Origin of the sequence: Maritimibacter sp. DP1N21-5, assembly GCF_019218295.1 — a bacterium.
In the GTDB taxonomy this organism is placed as follows: domain Bacteria; phylum Pseudomonadota; class Alphaproteobacteria; order Rhodobacterales; family Rhodobacteraceae; genus Maritimibacter.
The window spans coordinates 1175612-1193273 of the sequence record NZ_JAHUZF010000006.1 but is presented as its reverse complement, the minus strand read 5'-3'; the positions used below and the strand labels follow the sequence as shown (position 1 = coordinate 1193273).

General features: G+C 64.6%; 16 protein-coding genes. 6 read left to right on the top strand and 10 right to left on the bottom strand.

Annotated features, from left to right (window positions below):
- Positions 1 to 34 precede the first annotated feature (34 nt).
- The 4 genes from KJP29_RS13510 to gap (KJP29_RS13495) all read right to left on the bottom strand — a co-directional run bounded on the left by KJP29_RS13510 (position 35) and on the right by gap (KJP29_RS13495) (position 3569).
- Positions 35 to 1048, bottom strand: a complete 1014-nt coding sequence (locus tag KJP29_RS13510; RefSeq protein WP_218464059.1) for an alpha/beta fold hydrolase — start codon at positions 1046 to 1048, stop codon at positions 35 to 37.
- 104 nt (positions 1049 to 1152) lie between these two features.
- Positions 1153 to 2151, bottom strand: a complete 999-nt coding sequence (gene gap / locus KJP29_RS13505; RefSeq protein ID WP_218464058.1) for a type I glyceraldehyde-3-phosphate dehydrogenase — start codon at positions 2149 to 2151, stop codon at positions 1153 to 1155.
- A gap of 130 nt (positions 2152 to 2281) precedes the next feature.
- Positions 2282 to 2425: a glyceraldehyde-3-phosphate dehydrogenase gene (locus KJP29_RS13500; RefSeq protein ID WP_218464057.1), complete on the bottom strand. Its 144-nt coding sequence runs from the start codon at positions 2423 to 2425 to the stop codon at positions 2282 to 2284.
- A 148-nt stretch (positions 2426 to 2573) separates the two neighbouring features.
- Entirely contained in the window at positions 2574 to 3569 is a 996-nt protein-coding gene (gap, locus tag KJP29_RS13495; protein WP_218464056.1) for a type I glyceraldehyde-3-phosphate dehydrogenase, read from the bottom strand.
- A gap of 295 nt (positions 3570 to 3864) precedes the next feature.
- On the opposite strand from gap (KJP29_RS13495), the gene KJP29_RS13490 reads away from it, so the two are divergent.
- The 3 genes from KJP29_RS13490 (at position 3865) to KJP29_RS13480 (ending at position 6033) form a co-directional block, all read left to right on the top strand.
- Complete coding sequence (locus tag KJP29_RS13490) at positions 3865 to 4848, top strand: DUF808 domain-containing protein (protein ID WP_218464055.1); 984 nt, start codon at positions 3865 to 3867, stop codon at positions 4846 to 4848.
- Between the two features lie 98 nt (positions 4849 to 4946).
- A complete protein-coding gene (locus tag KJP29_RS13485; RefSeq protein ID WP_218464054.1) occupies positions 4947 to 5300 on the top strand; it encodes a hypothetical protein in 354 nt (117 codons plus the stop codon).
- A 52-nt stretch (positions 5301 to 5352) separates the two neighbouring features.
- Entirely contained in the window at positions 5353 to 6033 is a 681-nt protein-coding gene (locus tag KJP29_RS13480) for a L,D-transpeptidase (RefSeq protein WP_218464053.1), read from the top strand.
- A 66-nt stretch (positions 6034 to 6099) separates the two neighbouring features.
- Here KJP29_RS13480 and tkt read toward each other — a convergent pair whose 3' ends face one another.
- A complete protein-coding gene (gene tkt / locus KJP29_RS13475; RefSeq protein ID WP_218464052.1) occupies positions 6100 to 8121 on the bottom strand; it encodes a transketolase in 2022 nt (673 codons plus the stop codon).
- 236 nt (positions 8122 to 8357) lie between these two features.
- On the opposite strand from tkt, the gene KJP29_RS13470 reads away from it, so the two are divergent.
- Complete coding sequence (locus tag KJP29_RS13470) at positions 8358 to 8846, top strand: hypothetical protein (RefSeq protein ID WP_218464051.1); 489 nt, start codon at positions 8358 to 8360, stop codon at positions 8844 to 8846.
- Positions 8839 to 9201, top strand: a complete 363-nt coding sequence (locus KJP29_RS13465) for a cell division protein ZapA (RefSeq protein ID WP_218464050.1) — start codon at positions 8839 to 8841, stop codon at positions 9199 to 9201. The genes KJP29_RS13470 and KJP29_RS13465 overlap by 8 nt, the downstream gene beginning before the upstream one ends.
- 76 nt (positions 9202 to 9277) lie before the next feature.
- On the opposite strand, the gene grxD is transcribed toward KJP29_RS13465, so the two are convergent.
- From grxD to KJP29_RS13440, 5 genes are all read right to left on the bottom strand, one after another.
- The gene (gene grxD, locus KJP29_RS13460; protein WP_218464049.1) at positions 9278 to 9637 is read right to left on the bottom strand and encodes a Grx4 family monothiol glutaredoxin; all 360 of its coding nucleotides are present in this window, start codon (positions 9635 to 9637) and stop codon (positions 9278 to 9280) included.
- 21 nt (positions 9638 to 9658) lie between these two features.
- Positions 9659 to 9901 (bottom strand): BolA/IbaG family iron-sulfur metabolism protein, encoded by a 243-nt coding sequence (locus KJP29_RS13455; RefSeq protein ID WP_218464048.1) that lies wholly within the window; start codon positions 9899 to 9901, stop codon positions 9659 to 9661.
- A 94-nt stretch (positions 9902 to 9995) separates the two neighbouring features.
- Positions 9996 to 10505 carry a hypothetical protein gene (locus KJP29_RS13450; RefSeq protein ID WP_218464047.1) on the bottom strand — a complete coding sequence of 170 codons (510 nt, stop codon included), beginning with the start codon at positions 10503 to 10505 and terminating at the stop codon, positions 9996 to 9998.
- 101 nt (positions 10506 to 10606) lie between these two features.
- The gene (purL, locus tag KJP29_RS13445; protein ID WP_218464046.1) at positions 10607 to 12769 is read right to left on the bottom strand and encodes a phosphoribosylformylglycinamidine synthase subunit PurL; all 2163 of its coding nucleotides are present in this window, start codon (positions 12767 to 12769) and stop codon (positions 10607 to 10609) included.
- Positions 12770 to 13117: 348 nt separating this feature from the next.
- Positions 13118 to 14023, bottom strand: coding sequence for a LysR family transcriptional regulator (locus KJP29_RS13440; protein WP_218464045.1), 906 nt, complete (start codon positions 14021 to 14023; stop codon positions 13118 to 13120).
- A gap of 161 nt (positions 14024 to 14184) precedes the next feature.
- Here KJP29_RS13440 and KJP29_RS13435 point away from each other — a divergent pair, with 161 nt between their 5' ends.
- Positions 14185 to 17604: an indolepyruvate ferredoxin oxidoreductase family protein gene (locus KJP29_RS13435; RefSeq protein ID WP_218464044.1), complete on the top strand. Its 3420-nt coding sequence runs from the start codon at positions 14185 to 14187 to the stop codon at positions 17602 to 17604.
- Positions 17605 to 17662: the final 58 nt, after the last annotated feature.

Genomic DNA, 17662 nt, shown 5'->3' with positions numbered 1-17662 from the left:
GGTTGGGCCCATGGCGGCAAGGGGGCCGGTTCGCTCAGGCGGTCACATCGCCGGGCGTCGGGGTGCTCACGACCAGTCGCGGGGCGAGATCCTCGGCCACCGCCTCGACCGTGCGCACCACGGCGTCGACATGGTTGGTGACGAGCATGTGGCCCGCGCCCTCGATCAACTCGAGGTGCATGTGCGGATAGCGCGCGGCCATGTCGATGCCCTGTTCCACATGGTCGAGGATGCGATCCTCGGTGCCGTAGAGGATCCGCACCGGCATCTTGAGCTCGTCGTAGCGCTCAGCCTGCGCGTGAATGGTCTCGCCGACGGCGCAGTAATCGCGCGAGGTATTGAGAAAGCTCTTCGGGCGCAGGGACAGGAGCCCGCCGCCATCACGCGTGTAGTTCGTGGGCACCGGGTCCGGGCCGAAAATCTCGGTCCTTGTCACGTCCTGGTTCTTCACCATCGCAGGCACGGCAAGCGTGCGGGCCAGAAAACGCCGCAGGCGCGGGTTCTTCACACCGAGGGCCGCGAAGGCGGTCGACGACTTCGACGACGCCCGCAGAAGGGGCGCGATAAGCGCGAGGCCTGCGACCTTCTCGGGTGCCCGGAGCGCCAGTTGCGCGGCGATGGCACCGCCGAGCGAATGGCCGACCACGATGGGCTTTTGCAGGTTCAGCCGGTCGATCACCTCTTCCATGTATCCCGCCTGCGCCTCGATGGTGGCCGACATCTCCTCGGGCCGGTCGGAATACCCCATGCCGGGCCGGTCCACCGCAATCACCCGGAACTGTCGGCCAAGCGCCGAGGTCAGCGCGAGAGTCATGGTGCGCAGTTGCCCGCCCAGCCCGTGGATCAGCAGCACGGGGCGGCCCGTGCCGATATCGGTGAAATGAAGGCGACCCGTGGAAATCTGGACATACTGTCCCTGTGGGGGCACGGCGGCCTCGACCTGTTGCGCCATGATCCGCGTCTTCTTGGCCTGCGACAGGAGATAGAGCGCCACCGCGAGCAAGGCGATGACGACAAGGCCGGCAACGGCGGACAGGGTGGCGATCATGGGGGTCCTCTTTTCTGAAGCCCGAGCGTAACGAAAACGCCCCGGCCATGGAAAGCCGGGGCGTCGCGTCAGTGGTTCGTTTCGGCGGGGGATCGCCGGTGGCGTCAGAGATGTCTGCCGATCTCCGCCGCCGTGTCGAGCATGCGGTTCGAAAAGCCCCATTCGTTGTCGTACCAGGTCAGGATGCGGACGAAATTGCCGTCCATCACCTTGGTCTGGTCCGTCGCGAAGGTGGAGGAGTTCGGGTTGTGGTTGAAATCCGTCGACACGAGCGGCTTGTCGGTAAAGCCGAGGATGCCCTTGAAGGTGCTGTTCGCGGCCGCCCGGATCGCCTCGTTGATCTCCTCGACCGTGACGTCGCGTGCGGCTTCGAAGGTCAGGTCGACGCAGGAGACGTTGGGCGTCGGCACCCGGATCGCGACGCCGTCGAGTTTCCCCTTGAGTTCGGGGAGGACGAGACCCACGGCCTTGGCCGCGCCGGTCGAGGTGGGGATCATGTTCATCGCGGCGGCCCGGGCGCGGTAGAGGTCCTTGTGGTAGGTGTCGAGCGTAGGCTGGTCGCCGGTGTAGCTGTGGATCGTCGTCATCAGGCCGCGCTTGATTCCGAAGGTGTCGTTGAGCACCTTGGCCACAGGCGCGAGGCAGTTCGTCGTGCAGGAGGCGTTCGAGACATGCACGTCCGCCGAGGTCAGCGTGTCGTGGTTGACGCCATAGACGATGGTCTTGTCGGCACCCGCCGAAGGGGCCGAGACGAGCACGCGCGATGCGCCGTTCTCAAGATGCACGGTCGCCTTGTCGCCGGTGAAGATGCCGGTGCATTCCATGACGACGTCGACGTCGCCCCAAGGCAGTTCCCGGGGATCACGGATTGCCGTGACCTCGATCGGCCCGAGGCCCGCGTCGATGGACGTGCCCTTCACGGTCACTTCGTTCTTGAGCCGGCCATGCACCGAGTCGAATTCGAGGAGATGGGCGTTGGTCTCTACCGACCCCAGATCATTGATCGCGACGACTTCGAGATCCGTGCGGCCCTGTTCGATGAGCGCACGCAGTACGTTGCGGCCGATCCGGCCAAATCCATTGATGGCGACTTTGGTGGTCATGGGAGGCTCCCGTAGCTTTGGAGGTTCATCGCTGTCTGGCGTCACAGTGGGACGGCGGGTCTTGCGTTATCGCTAACATCGACAGATCGGCGCGAAGGTCAAGGGGGCGCAGGCAGTTTCGCCCGTATTTTCAGCGCCAGAAGGCGATCCAGTCGAGGAGGTCGTACAATTTCTTGGCAAGAAACAAGGTCGCCGCTCCCTCGTTCAGGATGAGGTCGCCCGCGAAGGCCAGCGCGACCACGAGAAACAGGATTAGGGCGACACGGTTCGTCATGAGGCCTTGTGGCTCAGGGGTCTGGGCGCGGCAAGGGGTTTTGCGTCGCATCCGGTTCCTGCGCTCCCCGCAAAGGGGAAGGCCTGGAACACGAAAACCCCCGACGCGGGCGCCGGGGGACGGTGTTCTGTGAGGCTGTGGATCCTCCTCAGAGGCGGCCCATCGCCGCGGCCACGTCGGCCATGCGCGCCGAGAAGCCCCATTCGTTGTCATACCAAGCCAGCACGCGGACGGTGCGGCCGACGACGCGGGTCTGGTCAGGCGCGAAGATCGAGGAATACTCGGTGTGGTTGAAGTCGATCGACACCTTCGGCTCGGGATCGTAGGCAAGGACCTTTTTCATGTTGCCGGCGGCCGCTTCGCGCACGACTTCGTTCACGTCGTCCACGGTCACGTCCTTGCCCGCCTCGAAGGTCAGGTCGATGCAGGAGACATTTGGCGTGGGCACGCGCAGCGCGGTGCCGTCGAGCTTGCCCGCTAGTTCCGGGAGCACTTCGCCGAGCGCCTTGGCCGCGCCGGTCGTGGTCGGGATCATCGCCATGGCAGCGGCGCGGGCGCGGTAGAGGTCCGAGTGGCGGCGATCGAGCGTCGGCTGGTCGCCGGTATAGCTGTGGATCGTGGTCATCACGCCGCGCTCGATCCCGATGGCGTCGTTGAGCACTTTGGCCAGCGGGGCGAGGCCGTTCGTCGTGCAGGACCCGTTCGAGATCATGTAGTCGGACGAAGCCAGAAGTTCGTCGTTCACGCCGAAGACGATGGTCTTTTGCACGTTCTTGGCGGGGGCCGAGATCAGCACCTTCTTGGCACCGCGCGCGATATGAGCTTTCGCCTTCTCGCCATCGTTGAAATTGCCGGTGCATTCGAGCACGACATCGCAACCGGACCAGTCGAGTTCGTCCATGTCGTAGGTCGACATCATCTCCATCGGGCCGCGACCGATGTCCATGGTGTTGCCGGCGACGCGGATTTCATCGGGATAGCGGCCATGGACGCTGTCGTATTTGAGAAGATGCGCGGCGGTGTCGAGCGGACCGGTCGCGTTGACCTTGACCACCTGGATGTCGTTGCGGCCCGACTGCGCGATATGAGAAAGCGTGCAGCGCCCGATGCGTCCGAAGCCGTTGATGCCGACGGTGACCGTCATGTCATGTTCCCTCTCGAAATGCGTCATACCCTGCGCAGACCTCGCGCCTTGGTTTGACGCAGATATACAGAGGACGGTCGCGCCCGGCCACCGAAATTCCTGTTATTCGGCAATATGTTAGCGAAAACATGCCTGTCGGATATGGTGTTAGCGGGACCGTTATCGCAAACGGATCGCGTCGACGGTGTGCGATTGCATGCCGCCAGCCGCGCGCGCCGCCGGAACCTTTCGAGGGATTCGCGACTTGCGGTTGAAGGCGGGTGGATTACCTTGTGCCGAGGACAAAGGGGACAGCATGAGCGGACTTCTGGCACTACTGGACGACGTGGCGGGCATCGCCAAGGTGGCTGCAGCATCGGTCGACGACGTGGCGGCGCAGGCGTTCAAGGCGGGGTCGAAGGCCGCGGGCGCCGTGATCGACGATGCCGCTGTCACGCCGAAATACATCACCGGTTTCGACGCGAGCCGCGAACTGCCCATCGTGGGCAAGATCGCGCTGGGGTCCGTGCGAAACAAGCTCCTCATCCTTTTGCCGCTCGGCCTGATCCTCGCGAATTTCGCGCCCTGGGCGATCACCCCGCTCTTGATGATCGGTGGCTCTTATCTGTGTTTCGAAGGCGCCGAAAAAGTCTGGCACGCGCTCTTCCCGCATGAGCATGTCGTGCACGATCCCAAGGTCCACGAAAACCCGGACCCGAGCCATCTGGAGGAACAGAAGGTCTCGGGCGCAATCAAGACCGATTTCATCCTGTCTGCCGAGATCATGACCATCGCGCTCGCCGCCATCCCCGAAAGCAACATCTGGACCGAGGCTGCGGTGCTCGCGGTCGTCGCCATCGGGATCACGGTCGCGGTCTATGGCTCGGTCGCGCTCATCGTGAAGGCCGACGACCTCGGGCTCGCCATGGCGGCGCGGGGGCGGCTCGGGGCCACCCGGGCCTTCGGGCGCTGGCTCGTCAAGGCGATGCCCGTCTTCATGCGGATCCTGACGACGGTCGGCACGGCCGCGATGCTCTGGGTCGGCGGCAACATCGTCATCCATGGCCTGCACGACCTGGGCTGGCATCCGATCTACGAGTTCATTCACCACATGGCCGACCTCGCCGGCGAGGCCGTCGGCGAAGGGTTCGCGCCAGTGGCGAGCTGGGTGGTCACGGCCTTCATGGACGGCGTGCTCGGGCTTGTCTGGGGGCTCGTGCTGATCCCGGTGGCGACGTGGATCATCGGGCCCGCGATCGCTGCCGTGACTGGCAAGAAGACCGAAGCCGGAGCACATTGACCCGGCGCACATTGACCCTGTGCACTTTCATAACGTGCAAGTTCCCGTGAGGGCGACGTTTTGGAGGGCGTGTTCCTCTGGACTTCGCGGCTCTCGCGATGGATGACGACTTCATGAACGCCGCCCGCCATATCCTGCTGGTCGTCATGCTCGTGCTCACGCTCCCCTGGGGCGCGGTTCTGCGCGTGGCCGAGGCCGGTCAGGTGCCCGTGACCCCGGACGCGCAACAGGTCCTGCGCGCCGAGCCGAGCGTGCGCGTGGCGCCGCAACAGGGCCACCGCTGCCGAACGGCAGTGTTCCCGGGCGCGGTCTGCAGCTTCAACGCGCTCTTGCCGGCACAGGCAGACGTGCGGCCTCCCGCGGGGCAGGGTCGGCTGGCCATGACACAGGCCGAGCAGGGCGCGAGCCGCTTTGCTCCATCCCCCGAAATCGGACCACCCCGACCCATTTGATCGCGAACCCGGTGCCTGTCGCACCATTCTCACGATCAAACGGAGCTTTCACATGCTTTCACGCCGCACCTTTGTTGCGGGCGGAGCGCTTGGCCTCGTCGCTGCCTGCGCACGCCCGGAAAACACCAACCCCGAACCCCCGAGGACCCCGCCGCTTCCCGACTTCTATGGGCCGATCTTCGACGAACCCTTTCCCGTGCCCGCCGTGGAAGAAGGGGTGATCGGCCCCGACCTCTGGCGCCAGTCCGTGCCGAACCCCTGGCCGGACAAGCGCCGGGGCACCATCGTCGTCGACCCGGACGCCGCGCTCCTGCATTTCATCGACACGCCCGAGACGGCCACGCGATACGGCGTGTCCGTGGGCGCTGCGGGCTTTGCCTGGGAAGGGACCGCGCGGCTCCAGTTCTGTCGGGACTGGCCACGCTGGAAGGTGCCCGACGCGATGATCGAGCGGAAACCTGAGCTGGCGGAGTATTCTTGGCGTTTGGGCGGAATGGATCCGGGGCCGGGCAATCCGATGGGCGCGCGGGCGCTCTATCTCTTCAAGGATGGCGTCGATACGCTCTATCGCATCCATGGCAATGCCTCTGCACGGGAGCTGGGCAAACCCGTGTCGTCAGGCTGTATCCGGATGCTCGATCAGGACGTTATCCATCTTCACGACAAGGCCGTGCACGGTGCCGATGTCATTGTCTTGCCGTCGCGCGCGCCGGAGACCCTGCGCGTCCTTTAGTCCCGATGGAAGGCGAACGCCCCCGCAGAGCTCTGCGGGGGCGTATAAGCCTCATGAAGGCACGGATCAGCCGATCAGCTTCTTGACCGTGGCTGCGACGTTTTCGGCAGTGATGCCGAACTCTTCGTAAAGCTTCGGGGCCGGGGCCGAGGCACCGAAGCCCTCCATGCCGACGAAGGCCGCTTTCTTTTCGGACCCGCGCTCGCCCAGAAGCCAGCGGTCCCAGCCACCGGCTCGCAGGGCTGCTTCCACACCCACACGGACCGGGCCGGGGGGAAGCACCTTGCGGCGATAGGCGTCATCCTGCTGGGCGAAAAGCTCCATGCAGGGCATGGACACGACGCGCGTGCCGATGCCCTCTTCCTGTAGAAGATCGCGCGCCTTCATGGCGATCTCCACCTCGGAGCCCGTGGCCATGAGGATCGCCTGGCGCTTGCCTTCCGCTTCGGCGAGCACATAGGCGCCCTTGGCGGTGAGGTTCGTGTTCTTGTGCTCGGTGCGCAGCGTCGCGAGGTTCTGCCGGGACAGGGCAAGGCAGGAGGGCGTCGATTTCGAGGTCAGCGCCAGTTCCCAGGCTTCGGCGGTCTCCACCGTGTCACAGGGACGGAAGGTCCAGGTGTTCGGCGTCGCCCGCCAGATCGCGAGATGCTCGACCGGCTGGTGGGTCGGGCCGTCTTCGCCCAGACCGATGGAATCGTGGGTCATCACATAGGTCACGGGAATGCCCATGAGCGAGGACAGACGGATCGCGCCACGAGCGTAATCGGTGAAGGCCATGAAGGTGCCGCCATAAGGGCGGATGCCCCCGTGAAGCACCAGACCGTTCATCGCGGCCGCCATGCCGTGTTCGCGGATGCCGAAGTGGACGTAACGGCCCTTGCGGTTTTTCGGGTCGAAGATGCCCAGATCGCCGGTCAGCGTGTTGTTGGACCCGGTGAGGTCGGCCGAGCCGCCGATGTTTTCCGGCATGATCGGGTTCACGATCTCCAGCACCATTTCCGAGGCCTTCCGGGTCGCGACCTTCGGTTTTTCGTCCGAGATCTGCTTTTTCAGCGCCTTGATCCGGGCCGAGAGCTTCGACGGTGCTTCGAGCGAGAAGACCCGCGACAGTTCCTTCTGGCGCTGGTCGGAGAGGTCGGCCACCCGGCCTTCCCAGGCGCGGCGCGCTTCGACGCCGCGCTCGCCGATCGCTTTCCAGTCCTGCGCCACATTGGCGGGGATCTCGAAGGCGGTGGCGTTCCAGCCGTAAGTTTCGCGCAGTTTCGCGATTTCCTCGTCGCCGAGCGGCGAGCCATGCGCCTTGGCGCTGTCCTGTTTGGACGAACCGAAACCGATGTGGGTCTTGCAGTCGATGAGCGTGGGTTTCTTCGACTTCTTCGCCTCGGTCAGAGCCCGGTCGATGTCCTCGGGGTCATGGCCGTCACAGGCGAGCACGTGCCAGCCTGATGCCTTGAACCGGGCGCGCTGGTCGGTGACGTCGGACATGGAAATCTCGCCGTCGATGGAGATGTTGTTGTTGTCCCACAGGACGATCAGCTTCGCGAGCTTCTGCTTGCCGGCCAGCCCGATGGCCTCCTGGCTGATGCCTTCCATGAGGCAGCCGTCCCCGGCGATCACATAGGTGAAGTGATCCTGCACCTTGGCACCGAAGCGGGCGCGGAGCATTTCTTCGGCCATCGCCATGCCGACGGCCGTGGACAGACCCTGACCCAGCGGGCCGGTCGTCGTTTCGATCCCGGCGGCGTGGCCATATTCCGGGTGCCCGGCGGTCTTGGCGCCCCACTGGCGGAAGTTCTTCACCTCGTCGATCGTCATGTCGGCATAGCCGGTCAGGTGCAAGAGCGCATAGATCAGCATGGACCCGTGCCCGGCAGACAGCACGAACCTGTCCCGGTCCGGCCAGTCGGGGCGGGACGGATCGAACTTCAGGTGTTTCTCGAAGAGCACCGTGGCCACATCCGCCATGCCCATCGGCATCCCCGGATGGCCCGAGTTCGCGGCCTGCACCGCATCTACGGCCAGCATCCGCACGGCGGCGGCCTTCATCCAATGGTCGGGGTGTTGTTCGCGAAGGGCGGGAATGTCCACGGGGCGGTTCCTTTGACGATGATTGCGCAATCGCGGTCTCTCTTATCAGGCTAAGGCCCAAGTTCAAGCGCGACACCCAAGGCCTTGGCCGCAAAGGGGCGACAATCGGCAGGCCCTTGCGCTAATCTGGGGCGAGCGGAGCCTCGCCGCGCGATTCGTCGTGTGGTTGCAGCCGGGCCAAGAACCCGGCATGGTCTTCGCAAGAGGCAACAGACGACGTGATTGGGCAGCAGATCATGACTGACATTTCCGAGCTTCAGGGGCGCCTCTCGGCAGCGCTCGACCGGATCGTGGCGAGTGTCGAGACACTCGGGACCGGCGGCGGCGACACGGCCGAAGCCGACGCGCTCCGGCGCCAGCTTGAGGAAGAACGCATGGCCAATGCCCAGCTCGAGGAGCGGGTGCGGTCGATCCGCGAGAAGCAGGACACGACCCTCGGGCGTTTGTCGGGCGAGGTCGAACGGCTTTCCGCGGCGCTCTCGCGGCAGGAAGAGGTTTCGGCCCGGCTCGCCCGGATCAACGCCGAACTTCGCGCCAACAACGCGGCGCTGCGCGGCGCCATTCAGGACGGGGTGGCCGAGCCGCATCTGGTGAACCGGGCGATGATGTCCGAACTCGAAGCGCTGCGCGCGGCGCAGGGCGCGGATCGGACCGAGCTTGACGGCGTGCTGGATGAGATCGAGGCGATGATCGTTGCCGCAGGACAGGAGAAACAGGATGCCTGACGTCGTGGTGGCTATCGGTGGCCGGGAATTCGAGGTGGCCTGTGCCGAGGGCGAGGAACATTTTCTGAGGTCAGCGGCCGGGATGCTGGATGCCGAAGCCTCCTCCATGATCAGCCAGATCCGGCATTTGACCGAAAGCCGGATGCTCCTGATGGCGGGGCTCATGCTCGCCGACAAGACCGCCGGGCTCGACGACAGCCTCAGAATGGCCGAACGCCGGATTGCCGAGCTCGAGGCGGCGCTGGCCGACGCAAGCACGGGTGCGGCTGCCTCCGAAGCCGTGGTCGATACGCTCTCCGGGCTCGTGTCGCGGGCCGAGGCGATCGCGGCCCATGTGGAAAGCAAGTCAGGCTAGGACGGGTCTCAGGGCCTGAAACGCAAAAAGCGCCCCGCGAGGGGCGCTTTCGTTTGAGGGGTCCGTGACACCTGCTTCAGGCGTTGGCTTCGCGGATCTTCTCGGCGGCATCCTTGTTGTAGGTGATGCCTTCCTGATCGAAAAGCTGGTCCAGCTCACCCGAGAGCGTCATCTCGGTGATGATATCGCAGCCGCCGACGAACTCGCCCTTGACGTAGAGCTGCGGGATCGTCGGCCAGTCGGAGTACTCCTTGATGCCCTGGCGGATCTCGTCGTCGGCCAGAACGTTCACGTCCTTGAATTCCACCCCCATGAAATTGAGCACGCCCGCCACGCGGGAGGAGAAACCGCATTGCGGCATTTCCTTCGTGCCCTTCATGTAAAGCACGACGTCATTCGAGGTGACGGTCGATTTGATGCTGTCCTGTGCGCTCATCTTCTAGTCCTTTCAGCCCGGTCAGGCGGGCGCTTTCGTGGTCAGGGCGAGCGCGTGAAGGTCGCCGTTCGGCCCGTCCATCTTGCCCTTGAGTGAGGCGTAGACCGCGCGCTGTTGCTGGACGCGGTTCATGCCCCGGAAACTCTCGTCGATCACCTCCGCCGACCAGTGATTGCCGTCTCCGGCAAGGTCGGTGATCGTGATTTTCGCGTTCGGAAAGCTCTCTCGAATGAGGGCTTCGATTTCCGATCCATCCATGGCCATGAGGCGCGGGTCTCCCGTATCTGTTCTGCCTCAAGATGTAGAGGGGGCGGCGGCGGGCTGCAAGGGTGCGCGGGCGCGGCGACCCCCTGCGCGCTCACACGAAATCGCGCAGCCGGGGCAGGAATTGGGCGAGCCGGCCCGGGGCGGTCGATGTCGCGAAGGCGGCGAGACTGTCTTCGGTCCATTTCTCCTCGGGCGCGTAGAGCTCGAGCAGGATTTCCCGCTCTTCCTCGTAGCTGTCGGGCAGATCGAGATTTTCGGCGGCGAGAAGCAGTTCGATCCCGTCATGGATCCGGCGCATGGTGGCAAAAGCCTCTAGCATCGGCCCGGTGATGGCGGGGGTGGCGCGCCATGTGTCGCCGTCGAAGACCTCTTGCGTCACGCGCTGACCCGCGCCGCGGCATTCATAGCGCACGCAGCCGGGAAATCCGGCGTCCTCCAGATAATTGTAGTGCTGGCAGGCGAGGTTCTCGTCGAGATTGGGGCAGGGCAGCCCCGCGGGCTTGTCGAAAGCGAAGTCCGGACCTTCGTCGAAGGCCAGCGCGATACAGCATAGCGCCGCGCAGGATTGGCAGTCGGATTCCAGTTCGGGAATATGGGGCATAGGGACCTCGTGGCGGGAGCCTCGTGTCACGGTGGTAGGAGTATTTGGGGAAAGATGAAAGGGGCGGGCGGGGTTGCCCGCCCTACACCCGTGGATTGGCCTCAGGCGGCTTTCTCGGCGAAGGACGCGCGATAGATCGCGGCGAGATCAGCGAGCGGCGCTTCGGAGCCGCCCAGTTTCACCGTAGAGCCGGTGAACTTTCCGACCGTCGCGATGGTGACGCCTGCTTGACCGGCGGCGACCATGAGCGCCTCGGCCTGGTCCATGTCGCAGGCGACGAGGTAGCGCGCCTGATCCTCGCCAAAGAGCGTCGGCGTGTCGGCCGCGTCAAGCGAGACGCCAACGCCCGCGGCTTCCGCCATCTCGAAGGCGGCGAGGGCGAGGCCGCCGTCCGACAGATCGGTGCAGGCGGCGATGTTGGCGCCGTTCGCGCGGATGAAGTCGCCGTTGAGCTTCTCGGCCGCAAGGTCCACATGGGGCGCATCACCGTCTTCGCGATTGAAGACCTCGGCGAGGAGGGCGGACTGGCCGAGGTGGCCGGTGGTCTCGCCGATCACGAGCGCGACATGGCCTTCACGTGCAAGCCCGCCGATCAGGTCGGCCTCGAGGTTCTTCAGAAGCCCGATCGCGCCGATGGTGGGGGTGGGCAGGATGCCCTTGCCGTCGGTTTCGTTGTAGAGCGACACGTTGCCCGAGACGATGGGCATGTCGAGCGCCGCGACGGCCTCGCCGATGCCTTTCAGCGCACCCACGAACTGGCCCATGATCTCGGGCTTCTCGGGGTTGCCGAAGTTCAGGTTGTCCGTGGTTGCGAGCGGCAGCGCGCCCACGGCGGTGAGGTTGCGATAAGCTTCAGCCACGGCCTGTTTCCCGCCCTCGACCGGGTTGGCCTTCACATAGCGGGGCGTCACGTCGGAGGTAAACGCAATCGCCTTGTCGGTGCCGTGCACCCGCACGATCCCGGCACCCAGACCCGGACGGCGCACGGTATCGGCCATGACCATGTGGTCATACTGTTCGTAGACCCACTGTTTCGCGGCGTAGTTGGGAGATGAGATGAGGCCCTTCAGACCGTCAATGGCGTCGATCTGGGGCACGTCGGCCAGCGGCGCGGCATCCGGTGTCTCCACCCAGGGGCGGTCGTATTCCGGCGCATTACCCGACAACGCGCGCAGCGGCAGGTCGGCCTTGCACGCGCCGCCGTGCATGATGAGGAAGCGGTCCTCGGGGATCGTCTCGCCCACGATGGCGAAATCGAGGTCCCATTTTTCGAACACGGCGCGGGCCTCGGCCTCTTTCTCCGGGTTCAACACCATGAGCATGCGTTCCTGAGATTCGGAGAGCATCATCTCGTAGGCGGTCATATTGGCTTCGCGCTGCGGCACGTCGTCGAGGTTGAGGCGGATGCCCAACTCGCCCTTGTCGCCCATTTCCACGGCGGAACAGGTAAGCCCGGCGGCCCCCATGTCCTGAATGGAGATCACCGCGCCGGTCTTCATCAGTTCGAGCGTGGCTTCCATCAGGCGCTTTTCGGTGAAGGGGTCGCCGACCTGAACGGTGGGGCGTTTTTCCTCGATGGTGTCGTCGAACTCGGCCGAGGCCATCGTGGCCCCGCCGACGCCGTCACGCCCGGTCTTTGCGCCAAGATAGACCACCGGCATGCCCACGCCCGAGGCGGCCGAGTAGAAGATCTTGTCCGCATCCGCGAGACCCGCGGCGAAGGCGTTCACGAGGCAGTTGCCGTTGTAGGCGGCATGAAAGCGCACTTCGCCGCCGACATTAGGCACGCCAAAACAGTTGCCGTAGCCGCCGATGCCCTCAACCACACCATGAACGAGGCGCTTGGTCTTGGGGTGATCGACCTCGCCGAAGGACAGCGAGTTCATTGCCGCGATGGGCCGCGCGCCCATGGTGAAGACGTCGCGCAGGATGCCGCCCACACCCGTCGCGGCCCCCTGATAGGGTTCGATGTAGGAGGGGTGGTTGTGGCTCTCCATCTTGAAGACGATGGCCTGACCGTCACCGATGTCTACGACGCCCGCGTTCTCGCCGGGGCCGCAGATGACCTGCGGGCCGGTGGTGGGCAGGGTGCGCAGCCATTTCTTGGAGGACTTGTAGGAACAATGCTCGTTCCACATGGCCGAAAAGATGCCCAGTTCGGTGAAGTTCGGCGCCCGGTTCAGGATGCGCAGGATATTGGCGTATTCGTCGGGCTTGATCCCGTGGGCCGCAATCAGGTCTTCGGTGATCTCGGGCTCTTGCATTGCCAACTCCCCATGGTGCGCTGTTCGTGCGCGTCATAAGGCACAGGCGCGGGACAGGGAAGTGCTTCGGGGACGGTCCGGGGCGCAACGAGGCAAAAAAGACCGCCCCATGCTTCGCAAAGGCGTGCCAAGCAAGAAAAGGCCGGGCCCAATTCTAAAGGGGAGTGTCCGGCCCAAAAAAAGACCGGGCACTGGGCCCGGCCTAAGTCCAACAGGGAGGTGAAGACAATCGGAGAATGTCTCTACGATCGCCTTCGAAGGGGGATTTATTGCCGCAGTGCTCATGAAACAAGCAGAGTGTGAACAAACCTGCTATGCGCCCTGCGCATGGCACGCGGGGCGCGAGGGTCAGGTGTCGCCCGACTCGTGAAGGTTCTTGCGGTGCTCGAAGATCTCTTCCGTCACGAAGTCGCGGAAGGCCGCGATGCGTTTGGAATGCCGCAATTCTTCGGGATAGGCGAGAAACACCGGGATCTCCCGGCTTTCCGAGGGCGGCAGGACCCGTTCGATGTCGGGGAAATCGGCAAGGATATAGTCCGGCAGCACCCCGATCCCGAGACCGTTCAACGTGGCCTGAAGCACCCCGAAGTAGTTGTTCACGGTCAGGAGCGAGGGAATGTTGTAGGTGAGGAGTTCCTGCGTATAGGTCGAACCGGCGCTGACTTGCGTGGAATTCACGTTCTGGCAGATGAGCCGGTGGTGCGACAGGTCCTCGATCTTCTCGGGTCGACCGCGTGCGTCGAGATAGTCCTTGGAGGCGTAAAGCCGCATGTTCACGCCCATGAGCCGCTTGCGGATCAGGTCAGCCTGTGACGGCTCTTTCAGTCGGATCGCGACATCGGCTTCCCGCATCGGAAGGTCGAGAACCCGTTCCTCGAGCATCAGGTCGATCCGGAGGTCGGGGAACTTCTCGTAAAGCTTGTTGAGCCGCGGTGCGAGCCAGAGTGAGCCGAACCCGGTGGTCGTGGTCACGCGCAGCTCACCGAAGACCTCTTCCTTCGAATCGCGGATCCGGGCTTCGGCGGCGTCGAGACGCTGCGCCATGGACCGGGTCGCATCGAACAGCAGTTCGCCCTGTTCGGTGAGAATCAGTCCGCGCGCATGGCGGTGGAACAGGGTGGCGTTCAGGCTTTCCTCGAGACCGCGAATCTGGCGGCTCACCGCCGACTGGGACAGGTTGAGGGTGTCACCCGCATGGGTGAGCGACCCGGCATCCGCCACGGCGTGAAATATTCTGAGCTTGTCCCAATCCATCGCGTAACTAACTAGCGGTTGTGAAGCGGTTTGAAGATAGGTTCTTATCCTCAAGTTTCCGTGAAAAGCCAACCGCCTATCGGGCGATCTTGCGTTTTACAGGTCAGTTTTTTTGACCTACCCTCAAGGCACGCGACATGCCAGCTGGGAGGAGCAAGCATATGCGGCAGGAGGTTTCCCTTCACGACCGGTTCGATCTCGACAAGAGCCCGGTGCTCTTGAACGGCACGCAGGCGCTGGTGCGCCTGATGCTCATGCAAAAAGCGCGCGATCGGGCGGCCGGGCTCGATACGGCGGGGCTGGTCACAGGCTACCGTGGCTCGCCGCTCGGTTCGGTCGACATGTGGATGATGCGTGCGGCCAAGGATCTCACGGCGGCGGACGTGGTGTTCCAGCCGGGGCTGAACGAGGATCTGGCGGCCACGGCGCTCTGGGGGTCGCAACAGGCCGAATTGCGCGGTGAGGGCAAGTTCGACGGGGTTTTCGGCCTCTGGTATGGCAAGGGGCCGGGCGTGGACCGGACGGGCGACGTGATGCGGCACGCCAACATGGCTGGATCGTCGCGCCACGGCGGCGTCCTGATGGCCATGGGCGATGACCATACCGGCGAAAGCTCGACCGTGTTGCATCAGTCCGACTGGGCGATGGTCGATGCCTATATGCCGGTCCTGTCGCCCGCAGGGGTGCAGGAAATTCTCGATCTCGGGATTTATGGCTACGGCCTGTCGCGCTTCGCCGGTGTCTGGGCGGGGCTCAAGCTCATGAAGGACACGGTCGAGGCGACCTCCGTGGTGGACGGGCGGTTCGACCGCATGAACCTGATCACGCCGGAGTTCGACATGCCCGACGGTGGGCTCAATATCCGGCTGGCGGACGACCGCATCCCGCAGGAAGCGCGGATGATCGACTACAAGCGTTTCGCTGCCGAGGCCTATGCGCGCGCGAACCGGATCGACCGGCGGATGTGGGGAAAGCCGGGGGCTAAGATCGGGCTTGTCGCGGCCGGCAAGAACTGGCTCGACCTGATCCACGCGCTGACGCTTCTGGGCATCGACGATCGCGAGGCCGAGCGGCTGGGGATCACGACCTACAAGGTGGCGCAGACATGGCCACTGGACATGGAGAGCTTCCACGAATTCGCGGAAGGCCTCGATCTGATCATCGTGGTCGAAGAGAAGCGCAAGCTGATCGAAGTCCAGATCAAGGAAGCCATCTTCGACGACCGCCGCGGTCGGCGCGTCTATGGCTGGCACAAGGGCGATTCCTGGGAAAACGGCCGTAAGCTCGAGCTCTTCCCGACCCGCTATGCCCTGGACCCGACCTTCATCGCGCAACGGCTGGGCGAGATCTTCATCGAGGAAGGCCGCGACACCGAGGCGATCCGCGCGGGGCTGTCCCAGATCGACGCCGCGAAAAAGGCCGACAATGCCGAACCCATCGCGGCACGGCTGCCCTATTTTTGCTCCGGTTGCCCGCACAATACCTCGACCCGACTGCCGGAAGGCAGCCGGGCCTATGCCGGCATCGGCTGTCACTACATGGTGCAGTGGATGGACCGCTCGACCGTGGGTTTCACCCACATGGGCGGCGAAGGCGTGAACTGGATCGGAGAGGCACCCTTTTCGACCCGCGATCACGTGTTCCAGAACCTGGGCGACGGCACCTATAACCACTCCGGCATTCAGGCGGTGCGCGCGGCGATTGCCGCCGGCACGAACATCACCTTCAAGATCCTTTACAACGACGCCGTGGCGATGACCGGCGGGCAACCGAACGAAGGCGGGCTCGACGCACTGCGCATCGCAAAGGAGATGCTCGCCTCCGGGGTGCGGAAACTGGTCCTCGTCTACGATCCGAAGGAAGACCTGGATATCGACGCCTTCCCGGCCGAGGTCGAACGGCGCACCCGCGACGAGGTCCTGAGGGTCGAGGAAGAACTGCGCGAGATCAAGGGCACGACGGTGCTTCTCTATGTCCAGACCTGTGCCGCCGAGAAACGCCGCCGCCGCAAGCGGGGCCTCTATCCGGACCCGGACCGCCGGGTGCTGATCAACACCGACGTCTGCGAGGGCTGCGGCGACTGCGGGGTGCAGTCGAACTGCGTGTCGATCGTGCCTGTCGAAACCGAGCTGGGCCGCAAGCGTGCCATCGACCAGTCCTCCTGCAACAAGGACTTCTCCTGCCTCAAAGGCTTCTGCCCGAGCTTCGTAACGGTCGAAGGCGGCACACCGCGCAAGAAGGTAGCGGCCGAGTTCGACCTGCCCGACATGCCCGCGCCGCAGTTGCCCGCGATTCAAGGCACCTTCAACACCGTGATCACCGGTGTCGGCGGCACCGGGGTCGTGACGCTTGGCGCGATCATGGCGCAGGCGGCGCATATCGACGGCAAGGGTGCCGGGATGATGGAAATGGCGGGTCTGGCCCAGAAGGGTGGCGCGGTGCTGGTGCATTTGCGGATTGCCGAGGACCCGGCGGATATTTCCGCGATCCGGGTGGCCGTCGGCGAATGCGATGCGCTCATCGGGGGCGAGCTTGTGGTGTCTGCCACGCCGTCGACATTGGGCCTGACCACGACAGGCCGCACGGGCGCAGTGGTGGACAGCCACGAGACGATCACGGGCGACTTCACGCGCAACACCGAGTTCCGCATCCCCGGCGACCGGCTCGCGCTATCCCTCGAAGCGCGGCTCCGGGAACGGCTTACGCTCTTCGACGCGACCGAACTGGCCGAGGCGCTGATGGGCGACTCGATCTTCTCCAACATGATGGTGCTGGGCGCGGCCTGGCAGAACGGGCTCGTGCCGATCAGCCGGGAGGCCCTGCACCGGGCCATCGAGCTCAATGGGCAGGCGCCCGCGCGCAATATCCGCGCCTTCGAGGTCGGGCGCTGGGTCGCCGCCGATCCCGACGCCGCGCATCGCGTCGCCGGATCGAAGGTCGTGGACAAACCCCTGACCCTCAAGGAACGGATTGCCTTTCGGGAGCGCCATCTGACGGCCTATCAGAACGGCAAGCTCGCGAAACGCTACCGCGCGATGATCGACGCGATGCCGCAGGAGCTGCGCGAGGCCGTGGCGCTCGGTTACCACAAGCTTCTGGCCTACAAGGACGAATACGAGGTCGCACGCCTCATGGCCGATACCCGCGCCAAGGCGGAAGCCGCCTTCGAAGGCGATCTCAAGCTTTCGGTTCATCTCGCGCCACCGGTGATGAGCGGTGAAGGGCCCGATGGCCGCCCCGCCAAACGCCAGTTCGGCGAGGGGATTCAGAAGCTCATGTCCAACGTGCTGCCCCGGTTGAAGGTGCTGCGTGGCACCGCGTTTGATCCCTTCGGACGCAGCGAGGACCGGCGCATGGAGCGGGCGCTTATCGCGGAATATGAAGCCGACATGGCGACGCTCCGTGACGGTTGGGCCACGGGCAATCACACGGCGGCCGAGGCCCTGGCTCGTCTGCCGCTCGACATCAGGGGGTTCGGTCCGGTGAAAGCCGCGAATGCCGCGAAGGCCGCGAAACGGCGCGAGGAGCTTCTGGCCGCGTTCAAGGCCGGTGATGCGCCCCTGTCCCGGGCCGCTGAATAACCCGGCGCCCGTCGCGACAAGTGGGCGCATGGCGTAGACATTCGTGATATCGCATGGG

Excerpts from the sequence above, each read along its gene's own strand:
- KJP29_RS13450 (WP_218464047.1), bottom strand. The coding sequence starts at position 10,505 with ATGCCCCATATTCCCGAACTGGAATCCGACTGCCAATCCTGCGCGGCG.
- KJP29_RS13470 (WP_218464051.1), top strand. The coding sequence starts at position 8,358 with ATGACTGACATTTCCGAGCTTCAGGGGCGCCTCTCGGCAGCGCTCGAC.
- KJP29_RS13490 (WP_218464055.1), top strand. The coding sequence starts at position 3,865 with ATGAGCGGACTTCTGGCACTACTGGACGACGTGGCGGGCATCGCCAAG.
- KJP29_RS13440 (WP_218464045.1), bottom strand. The coding sequence starts at position 14,023 with ATGGATTGGGACAAGCTCAGAATATTTCACGCCGTGGCGGATGCCGGG.
- KJP29_RS13480 (WP_218464053.1), top strand. The coding sequence starts at position 5,353 with ATGCTTTCACGCCGCACCTTTGTTGCGGGCGGAGCGCTTGGCCTCGTC.
- KJP29_RS13455 (WP_218464048.1), bottom strand. The coding sequence starts at position 9,901 with ATGGCCATGGATGGATCGGAAATCGAAGCCCTCATTCGAGAGAGCTTT.
- purL (WP_218464046.1), bottom strand. The coding sequence starts at position 12,769 with ATGCAAGAGCCCGAGATCACCGAAGACCTGATTGCGGCCCACGGGATC.
- grxD (WP_218464049.1), bottom strand. The coding sequence starts at position 9,637 with ATGAGCGCACAGGACAGCATCAAATCGACCGTCACCTCGAATGACGTC.
- KJP29_RS13510 (WP_218464059.1), bottom strand. The coding sequence starts at position 1,048 with ATGATCGCCACCCTGTCCGCCGTTGCCGGCCTTGTCGTCATCGCCTTG.
- KJP29_RS13435 (WP_218464044.1), top strand. The coding sequence starts at position 14,185 with ATGCGGCAGGAGGTTTCCCTTCACGACCGGTTCGATCTCGACAAGAGC.
- KJP29_RS13465 (WP_218464050.1), top strand. The coding sequence starts at position 8,839 with ATGCCTGACGTCGTGGTGGCTATCGGTGGCCGGGAATTCGAGGTGGCC.
- gap (WP_218464058.1), bottom strand. The coding sequence starts at position 2,151 with ATGACCACCAAAGTCGCCATCAATGGATTTGGCCGGATCGGCCGCAAC.
- KJP29_RS13485 (WP_218464054.1), top strand. The coding sequence starts at position 4,947 with ATGGATGACGACTTCATGAACGCCGCCCGCCATATCCTGCTGGTCGTC.
- KJP29_RS13500 (WP_218464057.1), bottom strand. The coding sequence starts at position 2,425 with ATGACGAACCGTGTCGCCCTAATCCTGTTTCTCGTGGTCGCGCTGGCC.
- gap (WP_218464056.1), bottom strand. The coding sequence starts at position 3,569 with ATGACGGTCACCGTCGGCATCAACGGCTTCGGACGCATCGGGCGCTGC.